This is a genomic window from Protofrankia symbiont of Coriaria ruscifolia (assembly GCF_900634745.1).
Taxonomy (GTDB): domain Bacteria; phylum Actinomycetota; class Actinomycetes; order Frankiales; family Frankiaceae; genus Protofrankia; species Protofrankia californiensis.
In genome coordinates, this window is sequence record NZ_CAAAFR010000200.1 from 1 (window position 1) to 6,164 (window position 6,164).

The window sequence follows — 6,164 nt, forward strand, 5'->3', positions numbered from 1 at the left end:
AGTCGCAGCGCCCCCGGGCCCCACCGGCGAGCAGCTGGTCGCCGACGAACCGGACGTCTCCACGTCGGCGGCGCTGCGACTGGCCGCAGCCGGCCGGACCCGGCGCGGCAAGCGCGGCGGTCCCAACGAGGACGCCTTCGTCGTCGTCGACGGCCTGCTCGCGGTCGCCGACGGAGTCGGCGGCGAAGCGGCCGGACAGATCGCGTCCACCCTGGCGGTGACGACGGTGGCGAGCTTCCGCCCGCAGTATGCCGCCGACCCGCGTGACGGCCTGCGGGGAGCGCTCGAGCGAGCCAACCGGACGGTGCGAGAGAAGCCCCGGGAGGAGCCCTCCTGGCACGGTATGGCCTGCACCCTCGACGTCGTCGTGCTGGGCCGGCAACGGGACACCGGCAAGACCCTCTTCGTCGCGCACGTGGGTGACAGTTCCGTGTGGCTGCAGCCCGGACGCGGTCGGCCGCGCCGGCTCACGACACCGCACGCCATCAAGAACGGACCGCTACTCAACGCGATCGGCCTCAACGAGGAAGTCGAGCTGGATCTGCTGGAGGAGCCCGTGCGGGCCGGCGACCGGGTCGTCCTCGCCAGCGACGGGATCACCAAGGTCATGACGCCCGAGCAGCTGGATGGGCTGATGATGGAACTGGGCAGCCTGAGCCCGGAACGGACCGCGGATGCGCTCGTGGACGCAGCCATGATGGCCGGCGCCCGCGACGACACCACCATCGTCGTCGCCGACCTGGTGGCTGACGCCTCCCCGCGATGACCGCTTCTGCCGCGTCCGACCTCAACCCATGGCCGAGCAGTAAACTTGACCCTATTCGAGGAGTAATCGATACTTCGGTGGCCGGATCCGATTTTTTGATCATAAGATCATCAGTTTGGCAATATTAGGTTGGCCACTTTCCCGGGCCCTGCCCGGAACACAGGAACCTTCGGTGGTCGCGATGCGGGAGCATCCAATCATCAACGACAGATCGCCGTTAATCTCTGCAACCACAACTGACGCATGTCCGCGAGACTGCGCCGATCCGGGACTCCTCCAGTGACAACAACGGAAGAACAACCAACGTCGCGCGTATTGGTCTGTGGGGTGCTCCGCAGAGCGGCAAGACCACTTTCCTCGCCGCGTTACAGATCGCCATTGTCAACCAGTCGAACGACGACGGCTGGCTCATCACCGGGGTCAACGACGCCGCGTCGGACTTCCTCAGTGCCAACACCAGCCTCATGAACCGGCGCCGGACCTTCCCGAGCGCGACCATCGGCATCAAGGAACTACGGTGGCGCTTCGTCAGCCCCACCCGCGGCGGTAAGGGATGGTGGCGCAGGTTCAGCCGCGCCACCGCGTCCGACCAAACGGTCTTCGAGGTACAGCTGCTCGACGTCAGCGGTGGCATGTTCGCCAGCGCGCCGGACAATTCGATCAGATTCGGGGAGTCGTCGCTCTTCGCGGAGGAAGACGGGCTGGATGCCTTCGACGAGCCGGAGGACCAGGACCCCGACAATCAGCTTCTCGAGCACCTGGCAGCGTGCGACGGGATCGTGTATCTTTTCGACCCTGTCCGCGAACGGGATTCCTACGAGTTCTTCCAACGGACGCTGGAACAACTGGCCCGCCGGTCCTATGAAATGGGCCGGCTGAGCGATGGAAAACTCCCACATCATCTCGCCGTCTGTGTCACGAAATTCGATGATCCGACAGTCTTCCGGAAGGCACACCATCACGGTGTGGTGCTGACCGGCGACGACCGCGCTATGACCCCAACGGTCCCGGACAACCTCGCGGGTGAGTTCTTCCAGAAGCTGTGCAACGACCGGGACGGTGCTTCCGCCCCGCTTGTCCTGAAGAGTATCGAACGGTACTTCCACACCCGACGGGTGGGCTATTTTGTGAGCTCGGCCATCGGCTTCTACATCGGCGCGAGCGGCGTTTTCCAAAGGCGCGACTTCACCAACGTCGAGACGACCACCGGGGGCGAAGCCCGCATCCGCGGTCAGGTCATGCCAATCAACGTGTTGGAGCCTTTCCTGTGGCTGGAGAAACAGATCCGCCAATCCGTTCCCAGAACGTGACAGGCCGGACCACGCACGATCCGAACACGACCGTGTCGGCTGGTTGGGCACTGATGGGAAAAGAACCGAACAGCAACGACGAGTATGCCGTACTGCGGTCAAGCGGGGGATTCTTCCCCCGAGCCGGCTTCGACGAGATCCTGCGGCGCTTCACGCCCGGCACCCCACCACCACGGTCAATCGAGGAGTGGGTGCCCGATGCCCTGCCGTGGGTGACGGTGAGTTACGCGCCCCGCAACGGAGGAACCGTGCTCGGGATCGCTGTGCGTACCTGGTCCGACCAGGTCGACGGTGCGCGCAGGCCGATCGCGACGACCAGTTATCTCTGTGTCCCCTTCGCCGACCTGACAGCCACCCCGGCCTCCTATGCGGCGCTGTACTCCGCGGTCCGCGACGCCGGAATCGCCGAACGCCCCGATAGCAGCGCACCGGTGCCGGTTGCCCTCGCTCCGCTGGACGCCGGCGACGTGGCAACCTCCATCGAACAGTTCGGTCAGTCCGGCTTCACCCTGGTGGCGGCCACCGCAGCCCTGCTGCTCGCCCACCCGGTGTCAGTGCTCGGTGGCCCGACCGGCGACCCCGACGAGCAGATGGCGCGGCGGTTGCGCTTTCTTGACGCGGTCGCCGCGCTACTTCCCTACGGTCAGCGGTCGAAACTGGTTGCCAGTACCTGGGCGGACGGCGGGAGCGCCCACAGAATCAGATTGGCATTCACGAACCGTCCCCGGCCGGGGCACACGACCGTCCGTTGGCCACTCCCGGACAAACCACCTTTCCCCGACATCAGGTGTGCCCACTATTTCGATCTGCTGGTGATCCTGCTCGAGCACGGAAGGACCATCCGCGAGATCGTCGAATACCTTGCCTCGGCTGTGGAACCGCACCGTATAGACGACCCGGGCTACGCCCTACATTGCCTTGCCGAGCTGGATCCGAGGTTCTCCGCCTCCCAGTCCATTCGAAACGGCACAGCAAGGATCGACGAGCTGCGCCGGTTGCTGCTGACCAAGCGGATTGACGAGCTCGACCCGACCATTCAACGCAAGGCTCTGTGGCTCCTGCTCGAAGCGGCGGACGCGGAGGACCTGGAGCTGGTCAAGCGGACCTGGCAGCGGTGGGCGGCCGAGAATCCGGTGTCGGGGGAACTGCATCGGTGGCTGGTGACCGCCGTGGGGGTAGCCGGCCGGAATCTTCTCTGGGTGCACGCGTCGGATTCAACAGCACTGAAGCGGCTTTTGGGCCTGGCCGACGATCTCGGCTTCGCGGACCAGTTGCTCGCGACCCTGCTGGATGCCAGCACAGCCCGGCAGGAAGCTCACGGAACCAGATGGTTAATCGATCAGATGGTGTCCGAGCAGCAGCGGTGTGCCACGGCCGCAACCCTCGTCCTGGAACAGTTCTCCCATCGCCGGTTGCTCGCCGGGCAGGCGACCGTCACCACCGACGAACAAGTGCTGGCCGTCATCACCCACAACGCGCCCGCGCAGTTGGCACTCGAGCTGATCCGGCAGATGACCGAACCTCACAGCAACACAACGGCCGAGCAGGTTCGAGCCCGACTGGAATGGCTGGAGACCTCCGACCCGCTGCGGGAGAGACTACGTCTGTTCCGTGACGTCCTCGATGGCGCACCGAGCCTCGAAACCATCTCCACGGCCGAAGCGCACGAAAAGCAGAGGCGCGCCTATGTCCTCGCCCTGCTACGGCTGGCGCGCCAGGCCGGCCACAGGCCGGCTGCCAAACTGCTCCCATACGCGTTGGTCTGGTTGCTTCGCACGGCACCCCGGCTCAGGTGGGCAGACCACCCGGTATGGATCGACGAACTGCGCCAAGCCACCCCGGACCCGGCAAGAACCGACGAGCTCGAGGCAATCCTGGACCTGCTCCTGTTGGCGTTCAACGCGCAACCACGCAGAGCACTGTACCTACGCGTGAAAGGATCCTCGGGATCAGGAGACCGTTACGTCAACTCCTTCAGCACCTCGTTCGAGGAACTATGCGGAAACGACACCGCTAACAGGAACCGGAGAAGCGAAAAACTGCCCGGTCAAGTCGTCATGCGGCTGGTGGAACATATCGAAGATACTGGCTGGCCACAGTCGCCGCAGGCGGTCGACCGGATACTCCTGTTACTCCACGGAATCGCCACAACAGCTACTGCCACCGAGGGTCGACCGGCCGCACGGGCCGTCTCCACGTTCCTCGACACCCGGCCAGATCTTGCCAAGCTCGCCTCGGCGGCAGCCTGGGAGACCCTGATCGAACGCAGGTACCCGGAACTGACCAAGCCGGGTCGGCTGAGCAGAACAGGCCGCTGGCTCCGGGGCACGGTAGGCGGAACCGGTCGGGAGCACAGAGGGCAACCCGACCAGACACGGAACAGCAGACCGGACAAGCTGCCATGAGTCGCCATCACCTACCGGCAAGGATCCGGGCCTGGGGCGGATCCGGCACGATCATGTCGCTCACCGCGGCACCCGCGACGATGCCCACTCGATGGCTCGCTCCCGCCGTTACTCTCGCCGTCACCGTGACTCTTACCGTGACGCTCACCCTGGTAGTCGCCGTCGGCACCGTCGGTATCGGCCTCGGCATGCTGCCGGCGGCCGCGCTTCCCCCGGCACCGGCTTCCGGCTCGGCTGTCCCGCAGCTGGGTCGGGACACCGTCAGGGCCGCACTGCACCTGGACGAGATTCCGGCCGACTACGTCGTGCTCGTCGACACGTCGGCATCGATGGCGGCCGGCGGGCTCTTCGGCCAGGTATGTGGCTTCCTGCGAAGCTATGTCGCCGACCTCGCGCCCAGCGACCGTTTCGTCCTGATCAGCTTCGACGTCGCTCCGTCCGTGCTCTACTCCGGCCCCGCGGCCGGCGCAGGCAGCGCGGTCAGCCGGTTGCCCAACACCCCCACGGGAGAACGCACCGACATCGGCGCCGCCATCAAGGAGGCGGTCAACGAACTCGCCCGCCACAACGCGTCCCCGGTCGCCGCGGTCTTCCTGCTGACCGACGGACGACATGAACCGCCCCCCAACAGTGACTTCCCAGCTGGGGACGACAACCCGTGGCAGGCGCTCGGGAACAACGCGCGACAACAACTCGACGTCACAAAGGTCCACGGTTACGGTGTCGCCCTGCGTGACAGCGATCAGGCACGTGACGGCGCCGGCCAACTCAAGCGAGCGCTGCCCACCACCACGGTGCTCGCGCTGCCCCCTGACCAACTGCCCGCCTACCTGGACCACGTCAAGGACGACACCCGCAAGCACAAAGCCGCCGACGTGCTCGCAGCCGACGTGCTCGACCAGATCACGGTCTCCTGGGAACCGCAACTGACCGACGTGGATCCGGCGGCGTCCCGACTGGTCACGCACGTGACGCTGACGTCGCAGACCCAACGGCTTCCGATAGAACTTACCGACGTCTCGATCGCGTCGTCCGACCCGGAAGTGCGGGTGGACGGCACCCCGCCTCGGATAACCCTGCCGCCGGGGCAGAGCGTCACCATTCCGGTCACGCTGACCTGGCGACAACACGCCACCGGTCTGGTCCGTCGGTCCGAAACCGTCACGAGTGAGTTACGACTGGGTGCGACCATCGACTCGCCGTGGCAGGCCGTGACCGATCATGACTTCGGGCTACCACTTCGGCTGCACCTCGCGGGCGAGAGTACCTCCCTGCGTGGCTCGAACCATGCCGGCTGGAGCCTGCCCGGACTGCTGCTGCTCACCGTGCTGGCGGCAGCGGTCGCCGGGGTGGCTGCCCTCGGATGGGTGTGGCGGCACCCGACGCTGACCGGCGTCCTGTCGGCGGAATGGGCAAACGGCCGGACCGTACAGGTACAGCTGTCGGGACGGAAAATGAGGATCAGTCCGCAACACCGGCTCAGCGTTCCTGGAACCGGATCTGTGCGCGGCCGGCGTGCCAAGGACATCGGCGAACCTCGTCGAACCGACATCCTCGTGCGCTACCAGCCGCGCCGCGTCGGCAAGCTGCCCCAGGCCCGGTTCTCCCCGGGCCAGTCCCGGGTGGTCGGGGACGTCACCAGGGCTGCGCGAAGGTCGCCCGGCGTGGCGATCGGCTACTCTA

Annotated in this window: 4 protein-coding genes; all 4 read left to right on the forward strand. The window is 66.1% G+C overall.

Annotated elements, in window-relative coordinates; all coding sequences use genetic code 11:
* Window positions 1-766, forward strand: a 766-nt coding sequence (locus CV1CTNOD_RS23510; RefSeq protein WP_131788131.1) for a PP2C family protein-serine/threonine phosphatase, incomplete at its 5' end; no start/stop codon positions are given.
* A gap of 464 nt (window positions 767-1,230) precedes the next feature.
* Window positions 1,231-2,076, forward strand: coding sequence for a hypothetical protein (locus CV1CTNOD_RS23515; protein WP_131788132.1), 846 nt, complete (start codon window positions 1,231-1,233; stop codon window positions 2,074-2,076).
* Window positions 2,077-2,129: 53 nt separating this feature from the next.
* Window positions 2,130-4,481 carry a hypothetical protein gene (locus CV1CTNOD_RS23520; RefSeq protein WP_131788133.1) on the forward strand — a complete coding sequence of 784 codons (2,352 nt, stop codon included), beginning with the start codon at window positions 2,130-2,132 and terminating at the stop codon, window positions 4,479-4,481.
* The coding region (locus CV1CTNOD_RS23525) for a vWA domain-containing protein (protein ID WP_131788134.1) at window positions 4,478-6,164 on the forward strand (1,687 nt) is incomplete at its 3' end. The genes CV1CTNOD_RS23520 and CV1CTNOD_RS23525, both read left to right, overlap by 4 nt.